Raw genomic sequence first — 16933 nt, forward strand, 5'->3', positions numbered from 1 at the left:
ATGCCCCGCCTCTCCCTGCTCACCCTCGCGCTCACCTGCGTGATCCTGCCGGTTCACGCCGCCGACAAAGTTGAACGCCGCTGCGGCTGGTTCGAAAACCCGACCCCGTCGAACGCCACCCTCACCGACCGTGACGGTATCTGGGAGATCGCCACTCAGGGCGGCTACCAGGCCGAAGGCAACTGGCCACAGTTCAACGATGCGCAATGGGTCCGCACCAATGGGCATTATGGCTACGGCTGTGGTTGCATGACCGCCAGCGCCAATCCCGAGACCCACCGCCTGAACAACCTCACCAACGCCATCGCCCGCCCGCTGGCGGCCTGCCGCAACGATACAACCTTGCACGAGCCGGCAAATCCGCTTGCGCCACGGCCACACGAGGTGCCGGCCTCAGCCAAAGGCATGAAACCCTATCAGGCAGAAGGTTTCAGCTTCAGCTACCCAAAGGGCTGGAAGGTCAGCAAGAACAAGGAGTGTCTGAACCTCAATCAGCCAAAGACTCGGACCAACGAGGAGTACACCCTCAACCTGTGCGTCCAGCACGGCACACTGCAACAGGCCGCCGACAGCATGATCTTTTCCCAGGAAGACGGTGTCTGGATGCGTAGCGCCGGCATGGACTCGCCCAGCCCCGTCGACCTCATCGAAGGCCCGGGCTGGAAAGGCATGCAGACGACCCAGACCTGTGGCGTCGGTGACGAAGAAACCGGCTTTCATGCCGCCGGAGGTACCTGCCTGATGGCCATTGTGTACAACGCCAAGACGCAGTTGCTGTTCGATACCGTGGGTTATTACCAGGACTTCGACACGATCGGCGCAATCATTCGGTCGGTTCGGTTTGACGAGAAGTAGAACAACCAGAAATTGCGGTTAACACTGAGCGACGCCCCTCCTCTCCGCGCCCAGCCGCCTCACGCGACTCACGCAACTGCCTCTTCAGCGTGCGCAGCGGAGGCGCGTACAGAAAGCCGAACGACACGCTGTTCTCGCGCCCCTTCACCGCATGATGCAGCAGGTGCGCCTGATACAGGCGCTTCAGATAACGATGGCGGGGTCGCGGCCGAAACGGCCAATAGCGGTGGACGATGCCGTCATGCACCACGACATAGATGATTCCGAACGCCGCCACCCCGGCACCGATCCACTGCAGAGGGTCGTACCCGCTATTGCCCAGTACGATCAGCGTGATGGCCGCCGCCGCCAATACCAGCAGGTAGATGTCGTTGGTCTCGAAGGTGCCCAGATGCTCCTCATGATGGGAGCGGTGCAGAAACCAGCCCCAGCCGTGCATGACGTACTTGTGCGCCAGGTAGCCGACCCCTTCCATGGCCATCAAGGTGCAGAGAAACAGAGCAACGTGGGTGATCATGGAACGCCGTGAGCTCGCAGGTACGTCGGGAAAAGCGGCTGGGAAATGCTTGAGCCGTGCTCAAGCATACCTCGGTAGGCGGGCAAATCGAATGCGATGAGTGATTCCACATCCGCTTTTTCAAAGGATGCAGTCTCTGACGAGGAAGGAGACAACCCAACAGCCGCCCCTAGGATCCGAATCAAAACCCGCCCCGACCGAAACCGGGGCAGGCCACTTCAATAACCCTTACCGCTGATTATCGTAGTGATCCCGTAGAAACTCATACAGGTGATAAACCCGTAATAAGTTGACTACGGGCTCCAGGTACGTCGAAAAATCTTGGACATAAATTGACCCCCAAAGTGGGCCAACCCTCCAGCATACTTACCGGAACATGTATGCCTTCGAGAACATCGCTAAACAGTCTCAGTGAGGTGGCCAGGCTGATGGCCCCCTGAGCCAGTCCGGCACGGGTTACTAAGCCGTGTCAGGAGGTCCAAAATGCGCGCGCCGGCTTGACCACTTCAAAAAGTCTTTTTAACGAAAGAGCCAGAAAATCATACCCTAGCTCAAACACGATATTGGAAGTAAAAAGTGTTACTCCCCCGAAATACTTCAATCAAAAAATTTCAAGCTCTCTATTTAAACATTCAGAAACACCCCAAACCGCTCTCAGACTTGCGCGATATTCACGGTTCCAGTAAATTGAGGACTCTTCGCTAGCAGTCTCAGTGAGATGAGCAAGCCGGTTCCATATCAGGCTTGCGGAAAAAACCACCCTACTAAGGTGGTTTTTTTTCGCCTCGACTTATTCGGCAGCGACCACATGACAGCTCGCTCCCCCTCAAACCCGGGGCGAGCCTAAACAAGCCGCGTCGGCCTGGCGGCCGTCGCGAGCAAGCGTGTTCTTAGCGAGGATCGAGAGGGTAAGGCACAACGGGGCACAGACAGGATGCTCTTCAGTCGAACAGGAGCACCCAACGTGCCCCTGCCCCGACCCGGGCTCACTCAAGCCCGAAATCAGCGACTCAGAACCAGCCTCTTTTACCAACCACATAAGTCTGCTCGAAGTCTTCATCGGACTTGATCAGATAAATGATGAATTCGATAAAGGCGACAATACTGATCACGATCGACGGGATGCCGAGCAACAGCCAGCCGAACAGGAACACCAGCAACATGATCACGCCTTGGGTTTTGTAACCCAGGTAGAACTTGTGCACGCCAAAGGCACCGAGAAAGAACGCCAGCAAGGCCGCCGGGATCTTCTTGGAGTTGCCGCTCGCCGCAGCGCTGTCGGCGAAGATGGCTTCGGCAAACGCCCCATTGCTGGCAAAGTCGACACTCGCGCCGACCTTGGGCAGTACCGCCGCTTTCCACTCGACAACGTCGAAGGTGTAACGGTTGCCGTCATCACCGGAAATAATGCCGTTACGGGTGTTGTTGTCGTAACTCAGAATCTTGCCTTTCATTTACAGCTCCTTGGGAAGTGCGGGACGGGGAACGCGGGATAGCCTCTAGGGGATTGAACGCCGTGAGATCACTTTTACCGGACAACCTGCACCTGCGCGAACGCTCCATCGACAATCGCCGAACAGCGGTCGTCGATATCTATCAATACGGTCAGGTGTTTTTCAGGTTTGAGGAGTTGGACCGACAGGCCATCGCTCATCCTTGAAAAGTGATTGCCGAGCCGGGCTGAAAGCGTTCAGCACGTCATCGGCAGTTTCACTGCATCTTCCTTAACCGCTATGAAGGCCTGGGTCACTGGCGCGTGGAGACGGCCAGGAGCAAAGGGCTTTGGTGAGAAAAGCTACTATTTCGCTGGCGCGGCGTCTAGAGGCAGCACGGGAAGTCCTGCCTCTCTGGCCCTCAAACCAAAGGCCGACCCATCATCCGTGTCAGGATCGCCAGGGGATTGGCCTGGGGGTCGTACTGCTTGTCGGCGGGAATGTGCAGGGTCTGTTCAAGCATGTATTGGCCGGACATGACCGCGTGCGGCACCTGGTCCGAGAAGCACACCCAGACCGAACCCGCGGCGAATGGCATGGTCACCTGCTCGGCGGTTTCCTGGTAGGTCTGATCGCCCTTCATGCCGTCATGCAACTGCAGCATCAGGTGATCATATTCACTGCGGTATGACTTGGTGATCCGCAACGCCTTCAGCACACTCGCCTGCCAGGCCACATAAGGTTTGGCCCGTGGCAGGAACTTGCGAGCGACCGTTTCGAAAGGCTCGCCGACACGCCACACGCGGGGTACGCCCTCGGGATTGATGTTGCTGAACACCCGCAGAATGCGCTCGCCATAGTTGGGACGCGAAGGAAAGGCATCGACATGCAGGCGACGGTCATCGGCACGCCAGGACTGCGCGCGGGTCTCGACCTGCATCGGACGGTAGCTGGTAGGAGCCAGGCGCAAGGCCCCCTGATAACGGGGCAGCAGCGAGTACACCAGCGTCTGCGCCTGCTCACGGAAGCGTCCGATCATCTCGGTCAGCGCCTGTTGCACGGCGGCATCGCCTTCTGCGCCCTTGAGGTGATTATTCGCATCCAAGCTGATATTGCGTGCCTTGGGCGAGCGAATATCCGGGCGGAGCAAGGACTTCTCTTCTTCCCTTAACTCAAACGACAAGCGTGGGAAGTACAGCACCTTGCCGGCTTCCAACGCGGCAATCCAGTCCGCGTTCACTTCAGGCATCCGCCAGTCGGCGAAGTCGATGCCTATGATCTGAGAATCCATTTCCTCAGGGGGCCTCTTGGTGGAATAGGCTGGCAATGATGCGGCGCTCCGACCGATCATTGCAATGTCTTGTTACCTCTGATTGCAAGACACCTCCTCTCAAGAGAGCCAAGCTAGACACTTCGACGACCTGTAGAACCCTCTGAAAAGCCCGGGAGCCACGGGCGCAAAAGATTGCAGCGACCTACGGCCACGCCTCCCGGAAAGGGGAGATCGAAGCGACAAACGGTCGTATTTTCTGGGAAAACGTCAGGGAATACGGGTGAGCAAAATCCCCGGCGATTAACCGGTCTGATTGATCAGATCGGCTCTTGCCCGGGCGCTCACGGCCTCTCCGATCTCATCCGATACGGCAAATTTCAGAATCGCATCGCCGTGTGCAGAGGTTTTCAGCCACAGGTTGTATTCACCCGCACTGGTTTCGACCCATTCATAATGTGTTGCACTTTGCATTCTCCGTATCGCCTCTTGCGAGGGTGCTTTATAGAGTTCGCAAAAACTGCCTTCGACGTCGCACTCGGGGTTAGCGAGCAAGGCATCAAAGACAATGTTCAGGCGCTGGTCTTGCTCATCGTACTGAATGACGCCCGTCAGGGTTTTATCCTGGCTCGCGGCGCTGTACAGACAAGTCATCCGCCCTATGAATCCATGCCCCGCCAGGATCTCGAAACAGGGCCACATATTATCCGGCCACTCGAAGGTATCGAGCATGGGCAAAAACAGATACTGCCCCACTAATGATTCAAAGGTCATCACCACCACTCCTTTGGCATGAGTAAAAACTATAACACCCCGTTCCCATGCCACTGGAGCGACTGTATGAACACTTGTTTCAAATCAGGCCCGTCACCAAGGCCACCGTCTTATACATCCGCCTGCACCACTTCAACGCCCATTCGCCGATAAGCCTCAATAACGTCCGACGGCACGAAACGCTCGGTGATCATCGTCTGCAAACGCGTACAGGGCGCCACCACAAAAGGCTCCACGGCCCCGAGCTTGTCGGCCGTGGTCACCGCCACCACGTGCGAGGCGCTGTCGAGCATGGCCTGTTTCACCGCGACTTCGTCGTAATGCACGGAGGTAATCCCCATCTCCGGATGAATCGCGCAGACGCCGGTAAACAGCAGGTCGGCCTTGACGCCCTGGATCAGCCGCAGCGCCTCGTGCCCACCAGAGGCCATGGTCGCGGGGTTGAGCTTGCCGCCGGCCAGGATCACGGTGATGCCCGGGTGCTCGGCCAGGGTCATGGCGATCATCGGCGAACAGGTGACAGCGGTGATCGATAGTCCAGACGGCAGCGACTGGGCGATCTGCAAGGTGGTGGTGCCGGAGTCGAACAGCACGATCTGCCCTTCCTCGACCCGCTGTGCCGCCAGCTGCGCCAGGCGGGTTTTCACTTCGTTGGGTTCGGCGATCCGGGTGAGGTAATCCTTGCCGGTGTCCTTGGGCCGCGGCAGCGCGCCGCCATGGACCCGCTGCAACAGCCCGGCCTGGGCGAGTTCCGCGAGGTCGCGGCGGATGGTGTCTTCCGAGACCGCGAAATGCTGGCCCAGCTCCGAGGCCATGACCTTGCCATCCCGTTCGAGCAATAACAGGATCTTTTGCCGCCGCAGGTGCGGCAGTTCCGACGCTTGATGAAGTCCTTGCATGTTTTTGCCTGAATCTGCACGTTTATGCCGTTTTATACGAGACTCCCGGGCGAATGGCAACTCTGCGTGAAGGCGCCCTTGAATGAAGGGCTCCTCAAATACGGAAACCGCTGACCAACTGCTCCAACCGGGCCGTCTGCTCTTCCAGGTCGGAACAGGCCAGCAGCGTGGCGTTGAGATTCTCCACCGCGTCCTTGTTCAAGGTGTCGATCTGGGTGATGTCCATGTTGATCGCCTCGACCACGGCGGTCTGCTCTTCGGTGGCGGCGGCCACCGACTGGTTCATCCCGTCGATCTCGCCGATACGCCGGGTGACCTGCCCCAGATGCTCGCCGGCCTGATTGGCGATGGCCACGCTCTGTGCGCTGTACTGCTGGCTCTCGGTCATGGTGCGGACCGCCTGACGGGACCCGACCTGCAGTTCCTCGATCATCCCGTGGATCTGCTGGGCCGAGGCCTGGGTGCGTCCGGCGAGATTGCGCACCTCATCGGCGACCACCGAGAAACCGCGTCCGGACTCGCCCGCCCGGGCGGCCTCGATGGCGGCATTCAGCGCCAGCAGATTGGTCTGCTCGGAGATCGCCTGGATCACTTTGAGAATCTGACCGATGCTCGAAGTGTGACTATTGAGCTGCTCGATCCGTTCGCTGGAAGAAAGGATCTTGGCCGACAGTTCATCCATCGCCTGGATCGAGCGCTCGACCACCCGCCGCGCTTCATCCGCCGTGTCCCGTGCATCGGAGGCGCCCTGCGAGGCGTCCGCGGCATTCACGGCGATCTCCTGGGCAGCGGCGCCCAATTGATTGATCGCCGCCGCGACACTGCTGGTGCGATGGGACTGATCATCCGAGTTGCTCATCGAGGCATTGGAGGCCTCGACGACCCGGCTGGCCACCTGGCTCAAGCGGGCGGTGGTCGAAGCCACTTCGCGGATCGAACCGTGGATGCGCTCGACGAAACGGTTGAAAGCGCCCGCCAGGTTGCCGAACTCGTCGCGCGACTGGATCGCCAGGCGCTGCGTCAGGTCGCCATCACCCTGGGCAATGTCTTCCAGTGCACGGGTCATGTGGTGCAAGGGCTTCATCAGCAACCGGATCAACAGGCTGAGCAGGACAAAGGTGATGGTCAGCAATACCACGGTCGCGATCAGCACCGAGAGGCGAAACCGAGTCAGCGCCGCGTAGGCTTTGTCCTTGTCGACGGCCAGGCCCACATACCATTTCACCGAAGGCAGGCCCTGCACGGGCATGAAGGTCAGCAACTGCGCGCTCCCCGCCTGTTGCACCTGGGTCAGGTCGGCACCGATCCGCGACGGCTCCATGCCGTAGATATCCCGCAGGTTCCTGGTAACCAGGCTTTTGTCGGGGTGCACCAGGATATTGCCGTCGGCACTGACCAGGAAGGCATAGCCGATGCCGCCGAAATCCTGGGCGTTGATCATCCTGGCCATCTTGTCCAGGCTGATGTTGACGCCCAGGACACCCAGGACCTGGCCACCGGACTTCACCGGGGCCGCCTCGCTCATGACCAGGTAGTCGCTGCCCACGCCGATATAGGGCTCGGTCAGGATCGGACCATTTTTGACCGCATCCGAATACCAGGGCCGCAGGCGGGGATCGTAGCCATCGGGCATGACCCGCTCGGGAAAGATATCGAAGGCACCGTCGCGGGTTGCGCTGTAGCTGGCGACGAAGGTCGAGGTGAGCGCCGCCTGTTGAAGTAGCGTGCGGACTTTCTCCCGGGCCGGGTCGAGCGCGACCACCTGGGCCATCGCCTCGACCAACAGTAAACGATCGCTCAGCCACGTCTGGATATTCTGGGCCAGGACCTGCCCGGTGGTGTGCAAGTTGTTTTCGATATTTCCACTGATTTCATTGCGTTGCTGATAATCGCCATAAAGTGCGAAAACCGCAAAGACCACAACTACAACTGTAGAAACGGCGAGCAGGATCTTCTGACTGAACTTCAAACGAATATTCATGGTTTTGGCTACTGCACAATGGAGGACTTTTTGTTGGGTGTTATATCAAGGCAGGACAAAACAATGGGCAGGGTGAAAACCACCCTTAATAGGGAAAGTTTCAGTGTTCGCTAAAATGTTGTCAAACAACAAATAGTTGGGGGCTGGGATCAAAAAAAGTGATCACCTCACTTCGATAAGTGAACATATAGCAGGGTGTGAAGTTGTAATAACGTCACTGACCAGTTTCTGACACGATGACCGACACATCCGCCGAACGCCGCCTACAAGCCCCCTTGCACCGGTAACGCCACCAAGGCGATCAACCCGCCACCCGCGCGATTGCTCAGTGTCAGCTCGCCCCCCTGCTCCAGCACAATCGCCCGTGCCGCCGACAATCCCAATCCGACGCCCCCCGTGCTCCTGTTGCGCGAACTCTCCAGCCGAAAGAACGGTTCGAACACCCGCTCAAGATCAGCCGGCGCAATACCCGGCCCACGATCCTCTACGCGGATCAACAGCCGCTCGCCGTCCGGTTCCAAGCGGATCGTTGGCTCACAGCCGTATTTGATGGCGTTATCCAGCAAGTTGCCGACAACTCGCTTCAGTCCCAGCGGGCGCCCGAAATACACCCATCTGGCCGGTCCTTCGAAGCCGACCTCAATGGCCTGGTCGCGATAATCGTCCACCAGGGTTTGCAGCAATTCCGCCAGATCGAAGGACGTCGTCTCTTCCAGGCGCGCATCGTCGCGGAAGAACTCCAGCGCGGAGTTGATCATCGCCTGCATCTCATCGACATCGCGAAACAGTCGCTGCTGTTGCTCCTCGTCCTCGATGAATTCCCCCCGCAGGCGCATGCGGGTCAAGGGCGTGCGCAGGTCATGGGAGATGGCCGCGAGCATCTGCGTGCGATCCTTGATGAAGTGCTGCAACTGAGCCTGCATGGCATTGAAGGCGAGGATCGCCTGGCGGATTTCATGGGGCCCGACCGGCTCCACCGGCGGCGCGCGGAAGTCGACGCCAAAACGCCGCGCGCCCTGGGCAAACTGTTGCAGGGGTCTGGCCAGACGGCGGGTGGCAATCAAGGTGACCACCGCAGTGGAGATCAGCACCAGTATGATCACGATCAGCCGGCGCGGTCCCTCCTCCAACCCCCAACTGCGCGACGCGGCAGAACACATCAGCCAAGAGCCGTCGGTCAGCTGGATCAGCAACGCATAACGCCCGTTCGGCCCCTCCCAATCGGAGGGTTGATAGGCCTCGATCCAGCGATTTGGCGAGCCCAGCGCTTGACGCATGGCCTGTGCACCACGGCCCTCGGCGGCTTTGACAGTTTTCGGCAGGACAATGTCGTGACGATCAGCGTACCAATTCACCTGCGTGTTCGGATCACTGACCAGCGCGGCCAGGCGGGCACGCTGCCCGGGCTCCGAGGCTTCGATCACACGGCTGAGGGACGCGACCTTTTCCAGCAGGCCGGTCTCGCTCAGCGGCGGATAAGCCCAGACACCGGCCAGCTTCACGAACAACGCATTGAACGCCAGCGCCGTGAGCATGGCCATCAGGATAGTCAGGGCGATCCAGCGCGCCACGGTGTCCTTTGGACGATAACGCCCGGTTCCGCGGCCGCTCACTGGCGTGTCACATCAGGGGTGAACAGGTAGCCGCCATTGCGCACCGTGCGAATCATCGCCGGGCGCTTGGTGTCGAACTCCAGCTTGCGCCGCAGGCGACTGACCTGGACATCGATGCTGCGGTCAAAAGCGTCATGCCTGTGCCCCCGCGCCAGGTCCAGCAGTTGCTCGCGGGTAAGGATGCGCTGGGGATGCTCGACAAACACCAGCAGCAGATCGAATTCCCCGGCCGACAGCGGGATCATCACCTGATCCGGCGAACGCAGCTCGCGCCGGGTCAGGTCCAGTTGCCAGTCGGCAAAGCGGATCAGCGGGCGCGGCAGCTCGCCGCTCAAGGGCCGGCTTTCCCCGGCCCGGCGCAACACCGCCCGGACCCGTGCCAGCAGCTCGCGGGCGTCGAAGGGTTTGCTCAGGTAATCGTCGGCGCCCATTTCCAGGCCCACCACCCGGTCGCTCAACTCACCCATGGCGGTCAGCATGATCACCGGGGTCGCGTACTGCCGGCGCAGGCGCTGGCACAGCATCAGGCCGTTCTCCCCCGGCAGCATCAGGTCGAGAATGATCAGGTCCGGGGCCTGACGCTCCAGCGCGGCCCACAGCGCGGCACCATCGGCGGCGACCTCTACCGTATAACCCTGCAGCACAAAGAACTTCTTCAACAGGGCAAGGACCTCGAGGTCATCGTCCACGATCAACAGACTGCTCACCGGCGGCCATCACTTGAAGTTGGAAAGAGCCCATCTAAAACCATTCGACGCGTTCCGTCATATATTTCAATCCGGTAATAAACCATCAGCGGTGCAATAAAGCAGACATCTTTGAGCAAGACGCGGCTGGCAGCATCCGCCAACCTTCTTCCGCAGAGACCGTTTGCCCATGCCCTCGCTCAAGTGTTCGCCCGCCCTGATCCGCCACGCCACGCTGTTGCTGGCCGTCTCGTACCTGGTCGGCTGCAGCAGTCCGGCTCCGGTGGCAAGCGCCCGTTGCGCACAGGTGGACTACCCGGTCTTCGACCCGGCCCAGCGGGTCAACCGGGGGATCTTTGCCTTCAACAAGGCCGTCGATGACTATGCCCTGGCCCCCGTGGCCCGGGGTTATCGCCACCTGCCGAATGTTTTCCAGCAGGGTGTGCACAACTTCACCACCAACTTTGCCGAACCCAAGGTGTTCGTCAACGACCTGCTGCAAGGCAACCTGAAGCGTTCGGCCAATACCCTGGGGCGTTTCACGGTCAACACCACCCTCGGCCTGGTGGGCCTGATCGACGTCTCGGACCCGATGGGCATCCCCCGTCATACCGCCGACTTCGGCCAGACGTTCGGCGTCTGGGGCATCGGCAACGGGCCCATCGTCGAACTGCCGCTGCTGGGCACCGGCAACGCCCGCGACGCCGCCGGACGCGTGCTCGGCTTGGCCTTCAACCCCTTCGGCAACAATAGCGACAGCCTGCAGACCCTGGCGACGACCAGCCTGGTCGGTGGTGTGATCGACCAGCGTGCCGAGCTGCTGCCGCTCACCGACAGCCTGCAAAAACTGCCGGACTACTACAGCGCATTGCGTGACGTCGTCGCCGAACATCGCGCGGCTTTCGTGCTGGAAGGCAAGCAGGGCAGCACCCAACCGGAGAAAGACCGCTGCCAGGGAGCCACCCGGGATGGCTTCTGAACAGCCGGCACTGATCCTTGAACAACGGGTGAGCAAGCACGCCGACAGCGAACTGCACTGCCATGAAGTCAGCCTGCGGCTGTCGAACGACCGGCACCACCTGATCCTCAGCCACTACACCGAACACTACAGCCCGCAAGGGTCGCAATGGGTCGAACAGCATCACCAGGTGCCGATGAACGAGGTATTGCACTGGTTTGCCCAGCAGGCGGGACACAACGCCTGACGCACGGCCCTCGAGGCCCGCCACGATCCTACAGCTGATTCTCTATTTCCCCCTCGAACCCGCGTAATACTTGAGCCCCGCACCTTCGGGATTTAATATCCACGCCGCTTATGTCGAGCATTCAGTACCGGTTGCACGCCTGGCCCGCTCAGGTCGACACCGAGAAGAAAAACTAGAGAAGGTGAAGCAATGACGGGTGAAAACCTGACACCGGGTTTGCTCAAGCGCGGCCTGAAAAACCGCCATATCCAGCTGATTTCCCTGGGTGGGGCCATCGGCACCGGGTTGTTCCTGGGGTCTGCCGGCGTACTCAAGTCCGCGGGCCCGGCGATGATCCTCGGCTATGCGATCTGTGGTTTCGTCGCGTTCCTGATCATGCGCCAGCTGGGCGAAATGATCGTCGAGGAACCGGTGGCCGGCTCGTTCAGCCACTTCGCCCACAAATACTGGGGCGGCTACGCGGGCTTTCTCTGCGGCTGGAACTACTGGGTGCTCTACGTGCTGGTGGGCATGGCCGAGCTCACGGCCGTGGGCAAGTACGTGCAGTTCTGGTGGCCCGACGTGCCGTCCTGGGTCAGCGCGGCAGTGTTCTTCGTGCTGGTCAACCTGATCAACCTGACCAACGTCAAGGTGTTCGGCGAAACCGAATTCTGGTTCGCGATCATCAAGGTGGTGGCGATCATCGGCATGATCGCCCTCGGTTGCTACCTGCTGATCAGCGGCACCGGCGGCCCGCAAGCCTCGGTCAGCAACCTGTGGAACCATGGCGGGTTCTTCCCCAATGGTTTCAGCGGCCTGCTGATGGCGCTGTGTTTCATCATGTTTTCCTTCGGTGGCCTGGAGCTGGTGGGTATCACCGCCGCCGAGGCCAGCGAGCCGCGCAAGGTGATCCCCAAGGCGATCAACCAGGTGGTCTTTCGGATCCTGATCTTCTACGTCGGTGCGCTCACCGTGCTGTTGTCGCTGTACCCGTGGGATCAGTTGCTGATCACGCTCGGCGCCTCCGGCGACGCCTACAGCGGCAGCCCGTTCGTGCAGATCTTCGCCCTGATCGGCAGCGACGCGGCGGCGCAGATCCTCAACGTGGTGGTCCTGACCGCCGCCCTGTCGGTCTACAACAGCGGCGTGTACTGCAACAGCCGCATGCTGTTCGGCCTGGCCGAACAAGGCGATGCGCCAAAATCGTTGATGAAACTGAACAAGCAGGGGGTGCCGGTACGGGCCATCGGTGTCTCGGCCCTGGTGACACTGCTGTGCGTGGTGGTCAACTACGTGGCGCCCCATGAAGCGCTGGAGCTGTTGATGGCGCTGGTAGTGGCCTCGTTGATCATCAACTGGATCGTGATCAGCCTGACCCACCTGAAATTCCGCAAGGCCATGGAACAGCAAGGCGTGGTTCCGGGCTTCAAGGCGTTCTGGACACCCTTCAGCAACTACCTGTGCCTGGCCTTCGTCGCGCTGATCCTGGGGGTCATGCTGATGATTCCGGGGATCAGCGTCTCGGTGTATGTGATGCCGGTGTGGGTGCTGTTCATCTATGGGCTGTACCGACTGCGGCTGGCCAAGGGCCGGGTTCGCACCGTCAGTTGAGCGGGCGGGTTGGGACCATTGCGATTTAACCGGGAGACCGCGTCATCGTTCATCGCGAGCAAGCTTGCTCCTACAGGTTTGTGTCGTACCGTGGCCTTGTGAACGACATGGCCTTGTAGGAGCAAGCTTGCTCGCGATGCAGACGACGCGGTCTCAAGGCAAACGCACACTCCCGTCATACGGCGTCTGCAGATCCCGCTCCGGAATCTCCCAGATCAGCAACTTCGGCGGCGTCTGCCGGAATGCCGGGCTGTCGAAGTAGGCTTTCGCCGCCCCGGAAAACTCGCCACCATCCTTGGCAAAGTTGCCCACCGGCGCCCCCACCGCAGCCTCCAGGAATCCGACAAAATTCGAGTTGCGCGAAAACGACGTACCGATCAACGTCGTGTTCGGCAGATTGCCATCGCCAAACAGATCGTCGAGGTTCTCGCCCGTCGCCGTATCCGCCCGTTCCTTGATCTGCGTCGTCGCCACGCTCTCGGCCTTTGGCTGCAGCGCCAACGGCAACCCATCAATCCCCGCCAGCCGCACCAGGTCACCCGGGCGCACGGCACTGGCTTGCGTACTCAGCTCATAGCCCTTGTGCGGCGTGGCACTGAACTTCAAGGCACCGATCGCCTCGGCAATCCGCCACGCCGCCGCCCTGGCCCCGGCCTCACTCCAGTGGGTATCGGTGCGCAGGTAGGCGCCCTCGCCCAGTGCCTGCAAACCCGGCGTCAGGTCCACCGCCGCCACGCCCGCACCTTGCAGCCCAGCCAACCAGCCGGCAATCCGTGGTTGGAATGAGGCCGGACGCCTGAGCGCACACAGTTGCGCCGCCGCGATTCGGCTCTTGTCCGGCACCACCGCCACCAGCAACTCGATACCGCGTTTGTTCAACGCCTGGCGCAGATCGATCACCGCCTGTGCCTTGGCCTGGGCATTGACCGCCGCGTTACGGTTCAGGCGCAGTTCGTCACTCAGGAACAACCAGTCCGGACAGCCTTCGCGTACCCGTGGCCCGAGGTCGCCGACGATCAGCCAGCTGCCACCGCGTTCAAGGTCGGCGGCCTGTTCAGGCAACGGCGCATCCGACAGCGTCTTGGCGAAACGATGGGTGATTTCGCCGTGCAGGAGCATGTCCGGCGTCACCACCTTGGGCACGAACTCGATCGACCCCTTGATCATCAACCAGACGCAGGACAACGCCCCCAACGCCAGGAACAAGGTGAATATCACGCCCGCCAGGGGACTGGCGCGCACCGCCAGCGCGCTGGGTGGCGTGGGGGCGACGGACGGGGATTGCGTTGACTGGCTCATCAGAATTGGAAGTACAGAAAGGGCACGGCTTCACGGCTGGCGATCAGAGCGAACGACAGGGTGAAGCCGAGCACGGGCCAAAAGGCCGCAGCCAACACGAACAGCTCGTTGCCTGCGAATCGTCGTTCCACCCGGGCCTGCAACAGCGGCGCGAGAATGCACACCAGCCCCAGCAACGCCGCCAGTCCGTGCACCGGGCGCAAGGTCACGGCCAGGGCGTCGCCGAGGGCAAAGCCGTGCCGACCGAACTGGCCGCCGTACATGCTCAGGGCCGTGGCAAAGTCCGGCGAACGGAACAGCGTCCAGGCCAGGCAGACGAACAACAAGGTGGCGACATGGCAGGCCCAGAGCGGCAGACCCGGCAGGCTGGAACGCGACCAGGCCCGGTCGACGCACAACGCCACGCCATGGGCCGAGCCCCAGAGCAGGTAGTTCCAACTGTCGCCGCCATGCCAGAGCCCGGCGATGGCCATGGTCAGGAACAGGTTGCGATAGGTTTCCCACACACCTTTGCGATTGCCGCCCAGGGCGATGTACAGGTAGTCGCGCAGCCAGCTGGACAACGACAGGTGCCAGCGCCGCCAGAAGTCCTGGATGCTGTAGGCCAGGTACGGTCGGTTGAAGTTTTCCGGAAAGTGAAACCCCAGCATCAGCCCCAGGCCGATGGCCATGGCGCTGTAGCCGGCGAAGTCGAAGAACAGCTGCAGCGAATACGCCAGGCAACCGATCCAGGCGTCGGCGAAGGACGGGTTGTCCAGGTGAAAGGCCACGTCCACCAGCGGCGACAAGGTGTCAGCCACCAGCACTTTCATGCACAGGCCGATCATGAACCGGCGCGCGCCCAGGGAGAAATTCGACCAGTTGAAATAGCGCTGGTTCAGCTCGCGACGGACCCAGTCATAACGAATGATGGGCCCGGCAATCGAGTGGCCGAACATGGAAATGTAGGTGGCGTAGTTGATGAAGCTACGCTCCACCGGTACCACGTGGCGGTGCACGTCCACCAGGTAGGAGATCGCCTGCAGGACAATGAACGACAGCCCCGCCGGCAAGGCCACGCGCTGCCAGGCCATGGGCATGGCGCCGTAATAGGTGATCCACTGGTTCCAGGTCGCGGCGAGGATGTTCGCGTACTTGTACCAGCAGAGCACGGCCGTGTTGATCACGACCAGCGCGATCAACAGGCGGATCCGGCCCCGCGAATCCTCCCTCGAGCGGTCCACCAGCAGGCCGCCGACCCAGGCCAGCAGCGTCAGCACCATGTGCAGGAACAGGAACAGCGGACTCAACCAGCCATAGAACAACCAACTGCCCAGCAACAGGATGAGGTTACGCCAGCCAGGTCGGGCCAGGGCATAGACCAGCAGGAACGCTGGCAGGAACAGTGTCAGGAATTCAAGCGAGGCGAAGACCATGGCGACGGGCGCTTCCGATTCAGTTGGACAAGCTATCCGTGGCGGTAATCAGGCGCGGCCCCGTCGACGAAGGCAGTAATAACAAACTGTAGCGCTTGTTCGCTTCCAGCGCCCCAAGCTCGACCGGCGAACCCTCCGGGCTGCCCGCGCAGACCAACTGCACCGCCAGCGATGCCCGTGGATTCAACTCCTGGCGCCTGGGATTGCCGGGGGGGGCCTTCTGGAACAGGTCGACATCACGCCCGGCCAGGTTGATCCGCGCATCGCTACAACCGGAGTCGGCGTCGAACAACGCCAGCGATGCCTTGAGCTGGTTGGGGATATCGAAGGCCTCGCTGACCAGCACTTGTCGGATGCCCTGCCGCGCATCGGCCAGGACGAACACCGTGGCGAAATCGCCCGCGTTCACCTTCACGTCCAATGGCACGCTTTTGCCGTCGCGGCTCAAGGTGCCCCTGATCGGCCGACCGCCCGACACCGGAATAAAGCCGCTGACCGCCTGGCCATTCTCCAGTTTCAGGCTGGTCTTGGCGCCCTCGGGCGTCAGTTCCAGAGAGGTGTCGGCGGCATTGACGAAGCGCAGATAGGCCGAGTCCTGGGACGGACCGGTGGGATACAGGGCAATGGGGCCGCTGAATGCACTCGCACTCAGGGCCAGGCCGGCCAGGGCGCCAACGCCATTGAAAATCCGTTTCACTTGGCTGCTCCTTTCACCGCTTCGGCGGGCAGTTCGTTCAATGATTGACCGATGGCCGCCGCCCAGGATTTGTAGCCGGCGATGGTGAAGTGCTGGCCGTCGGAGGTGGTCCACTCGCCGGGCTTGGAGAACTTGGTCGAGTCGATGTAGGTGCACGGCGCGACCATATTGGCCAGGGTGCCCGCCACCAACTGGGTGCGGACCTGGTTCTTGCCGTACTGGTTTTCATTGGTGTTGCTGCCGTTGGCCTTGCCCCACGCCGGCCCTACCCACACGCACTTGGCACCGCTGTCGGCGATCTGCCTGGTCAGCGCGGTGACGCTCTGGTAGGCCCAGACCTTGGGAAACGGCGTGGTCTTATAGGAGGCCATGGTGTCGCCCATGATCAGCACCACCAGGTTCGGCTTGTCCTTGGCGATCACGTCCTTGATCGGTTGCGTGTCCAGGGTGCCGCGACTCATCACCTTGATCTTTTCGCCCGGCTCGCGAATCGCGCCGCAATCGAGCTTCAGCTTGGGTGTGACCCAATCCGCCGGGTTGGCGCCGCAGGCACCGATGGCGTGGACCTGGGCACCTTGCTGGGTCAGGTTGTCGTAGAGCGGGTTCATCAGCGAGTCGGGGAAACTCATGTGGCTTTCGCCAATCACGAGCAAGGTCAAACCTGCGAGTACGGAAGAAGCCATGAATCATTTCCTCGTT

General features: G+C 61.0%; 17 protein-coding genes and 1 pseudogene. 5 read left to right on the forward strand and 13 right to left on the reverse strand.

Features of this window, described 5'->3' with window-relative positions; translation table 11 throughout:
* Positions 1–855: a DUF4087 domain-containing protein gene (locus UCMB321_RS22235; protein ID WP_040070659.1), complete on the forward strand. Its 855-nt coding sequence runs from the start codon at positions 1–3 to the stop codon at positions 853–855.
* On the opposite strand, the gene UCMB321_RS22240 is transcribed toward UCMB321_RS22235, so the two are convergent.
* Positions 824–1372 carry a sterol desaturase family protein gene (locus UCMB321_RS22240; protein ID WP_052451340.1) on the reverse strand — a complete coding sequence of 183 codons (549 nt, stop codon included), beginning with the start codon at positions 1370–1372 and terminating at the stop codon, positions 824–826. The two genes, UCMB321_RS22235 and UCMB321_RS22240, sit on opposite strands and share 32 nt — an antisense overlap.
* Before the next feature lie 1010 nt (positions 1373–2382).
* Positions 2383–2826 (reverse strand): TM2 domain-containing protein, encoded by a 444-nt coding sequence (locus UCMB321_RS22245; RefSeq protein ID WP_040070661.1) that lies wholly within the window; start codon positions 2824–2826, stop codon positions 2383–2385.
* A 62-nt stretch (positions 2827–2888) separates the two neighbouring features.
* Here UCMB321_RS22245 and UCMB321_RS30830 point away from each other — a divergent pair, with 62 nt between their 5' ends.
* Positions 2889–3032 carry a hypothetical protein gene (locus UCMB321_RS30830; protein ID WP_157016036.1) on the forward strand — a complete coding sequence of 48 codons (144 nt, stop codon included), beginning with the start codon at positions 2889–2891 and terminating at the stop codon, positions 3030–3032.
* A 194-nt stretch (positions 3033–3226) separates the two neighbouring features.
* Here UCMB321_RS30830 and kdoO read toward each other — a convergent pair whose 3' ends face one another.
* The 7 genes and pseudogenes from kdoO to UCMB321_RS22275 form a co-directional block, all read right to left on the reverse strand.
* Complete coding sequence (gene kdoO / locus UCMB321_RS22250) at positions 3227–4096, reverse strand: Kdo hydroxylase KdoO (protein WP_040070663.1); 870 nt, start codon at positions 4094–4096, stop codon at positions 3227–3229.
* Between the two features lie 282 nt (positions 4097–4378).
* Positions 4379–4849 (reverse strand): hypothetical protein, encoded by a 471-nt coding sequence (locus UCMB321_RS22255; protein WP_040070664.1) that lies wholly within the window; start codon positions 4847–4849, stop codon positions 4379–4381.
* Between the two features lie 110 nt (positions 4850–4959).
* Positions 4960–5748, reverse strand: coding sequence for a DeoR/GlpR family DNA-binding transcription regulator (locus tag UCMB321_RS22260; RefSeq protein WP_040070665.1), 789 nt, complete (start codon positions 5746–5748; stop codon positions 4960–4962).
* A gap of 94 nt (positions 5749–5842) precedes the next feature.
* On the reverse strand, positions 5843–6607 hold the full coding sequence (locus tag UCMB321_RS31850) for a methyl-accepting chemotaxis protein (RefSeq protein WP_425338603.1): 765 nt from the start codon (positions 6605–6607) through the stop codon (positions 5843–5845).
* A 93-nt stretch (positions 6608–6700) separates the two neighbouring features.
* Positions 6701–7729: pseudogene (locus UCMB321_RS31855) on the reverse strand (HAMP domain-containing protein); the annotation flags it as partial.
* A 263-nt stretch (positions 7730–7992) separates the two neighbouring features.
* On the reverse strand, positions 7993–9270 hold the full coding sequence (locus tag UCMB321_RS22270; protein WP_084615136.1) for a sensor histidine kinase: 1278 nt from the start codon (positions 9268–9270) through the stop codon (positions 7993–7995).
* 68 nt (positions 9271–9338) lie between these two features.
* The gene (locus UCMB321_RS22275; RefSeq protein ID WP_040070668.1) at positions 9339–10049 is read right to left on the reverse strand and encodes a response regulator; all 711 of its coding nucleotides are present in this window, start codon (positions 10047–10049) and stop codon (positions 9339–9341) included.
* 169 nt (positions 10050–10218) lie between these two features.
* On the opposite strand from UCMB321_RS22275, the gene UCMB321_RS22280 reads away from it, so the two are divergent.
* From UCMB321_RS22280 to UCMB321_RS22290, 3 genes are all read left to right on the forward strand, one after another.
* A complete protein-coding gene (locus UCMB321_RS22280) occupies positions 10219–11007 on the forward strand; it encodes an MlaA family lipoprotein (RefSeq protein ID WP_040070669.1) in 789 nt (262 codons plus the stop codon).
* Positions 10997–11233, forward strand: coding sequence for a hypothetical protein (locus UCMB321_RS22285; protein WP_040070670.1), 237 nt, complete (start codon positions 10997–10999; stop codon positions 11231–11233). Before UCMB321_RS22280 ends, UCMB321_RS22285 begins: the two co-directional genes overlap by 11 nt.
* Positions 11234–11422: 189 nt before the next feature.
* Positions 11423–12823, forward strand: a complete 1401-nt coding sequence (locus UCMB321_RS22290; RefSeq protein WP_040070672.1) for an amino acid permease — start codon at positions 11423–11425, stop codon at positions 12821–12823.
* 153 nt (positions 12824–12976) lie between these two features.
* On the opposite strand, the gene UCMB321_RS22295 is transcribed toward UCMB321_RS22290, so the two are convergent.
* From UCMB321_RS22295 to UCMB321_RS22310, 4 genes are read right to left on the reverse strand one after another with little or no spacing between them, the layout of a single operon-like run.
* Complete coding sequence (locus tag UCMB321_RS22295) at positions 12977–14122, reverse strand: alginate O-acetyltransferase AlgX-related protein (RefSeq protein WP_040070674.1); 1146 nt, start codon at positions 14120–14122, stop codon at positions 12977–12979.
* Entirely contained in the window at positions 14122–15537 is a 1416-nt protein-coding gene (locus tag UCMB321_RS22300; protein ID WP_040070675.1) for an MBOAT family O-acyltransferase, read from the reverse strand. Before UCMB321_RS22300 ends, UCMB321_RS22295 begins: the two co-directional genes overlap by 1 nt.
* A 19-nt stretch (positions 15538–15556) precedes the next feature.
* Entirely contained in the window at positions 15557–16234 is a 678-nt protein-coding gene (locus UCMB321_RS22305) for a cell division protein FtsQ (RefSeq protein ID WP_040070677.1), read from the reverse strand.
* Positions 16231–16917 carry an SGNH/GDSL hydrolase family protein gene (locus UCMB321_RS22310; RefSeq protein ID WP_040070678.1) on the reverse strand — a complete coding sequence of 229 codons (687 nt, stop codon included), beginning with the start codon at positions 16915–16917 and terminating at the stop codon, positions 16231–16233. Before UCMB321_RS22310 ends, UCMB321_RS22305 begins: the two co-directional genes overlap by 4 nt.
* Positions 16918–16933 lie beyond the last annotated feature (16 nt).

Source organism: Pseudomonas batumici, assembly GCF_000820515.1.
In the GTDB taxonomy this organism is placed as follows: Bacteria; Pseudomonadota; Gammaproteobacteria; order Pseudomonadales; family Pseudomonadaceae; genus Aquipseudomonas; species Aquipseudomonas batumici.

Coding starts and splice junctions, on each gene's coding strand:
- UCMB321_RS22245 (WP_040070661.1), bottom strand. CDS start 2,826: ATGAAAGGCAAGATTCTGAGTTACGACAACAACACCCGTAACGGCATT.
- UCMB321_RS22295 (WP_040070674.1), bottom strand. CDS start 14,122: ATGAGCCAGTCAACGCAATCCCCGTCCGTCGCCCCCACGCCACCCAGC.
- UCMB321_RS22310 (WP_040070678.1), bottom strand. CDS start 16,917: ATGGCTTCTTCCGTACTCGCAGGTTTGACCTTGCTCGTGATTGGCGAA.
- UCMB321_RS31850 (WP_425338603.1), bottom strand. CDS start 6,607: ATGAGCAACTCGGATGATCAGTCCCATCGCACCAGCAGTGTCGCGGCG.
- UCMB321_RS22270 (WP_084615136.1), bottom strand. CDS start 9,270: ATGGCCATGCTCACGGCGCTGGCGTTCAATGCGTTGTTCGTGAAGCTG.
- UCMB321_RS22260 (WP_040070665.1), bottom strand. CDS start 5,748: ATGCAAGGACTTCATCAAGCGTCGGAACTGCCGCACCTGCGGCGGCAA.
- UCMB321_RS22285 (WP_040070670.1), top strand. CDS start 10,997: ATGGCTTCTGAACAGCCGGCACTGATCCTTGAACAACGGGTGAGCAAG.
- UCMB321_RS22280 (WP_040070669.1), top strand. CDS start 10,219: ATGCCCTCGCTCAAGTGTTCGCCCGCCCTGATCCGCCACGCCACGCTG.
- UCMB321_RS22235 (WP_040070659.1), top strand. CDS start 1: ATGCCCCGCCTCTCCCTGCTCACCCTCGCGCTCACCTGCGTGATCCTG.
- UCMB321_RS22255 (WP_040070664.1), bottom strand. CDS start 4,849: ATGACCTTTGAATCATTAGTGGGGCAGTATCTGTTTTTGCCCATGCTC.
- UCMB321_RS22300 (WP_040070675.1), bottom strand. CDS start 15,537: ATGGTCTTCGCCTCGCTTGAATTCCTGACACTGTTCCTGCCAGCGTTC.
- kdoO (WP_040070663.1), bottom strand. CDS start 4,096: ATGGATTCTCAGATCATAGGCATCGACTTCGCCGACTGGCGGATGCCT.
- UCMB321_RS22240 (WP_052451340.1), bottom strand. CDS start 1,372: ATGATCACCCACGTTGCTCTGTTTCTCTGCACCTTGATGGCCATGGAA.
- UCMB321_RS22290 (WP_040070672.1), top strand. CDS start 11,423: ATGACGGGTGAAAACCTGACACCGGGTTTGCTCAAGCGCGGCCTGAAA.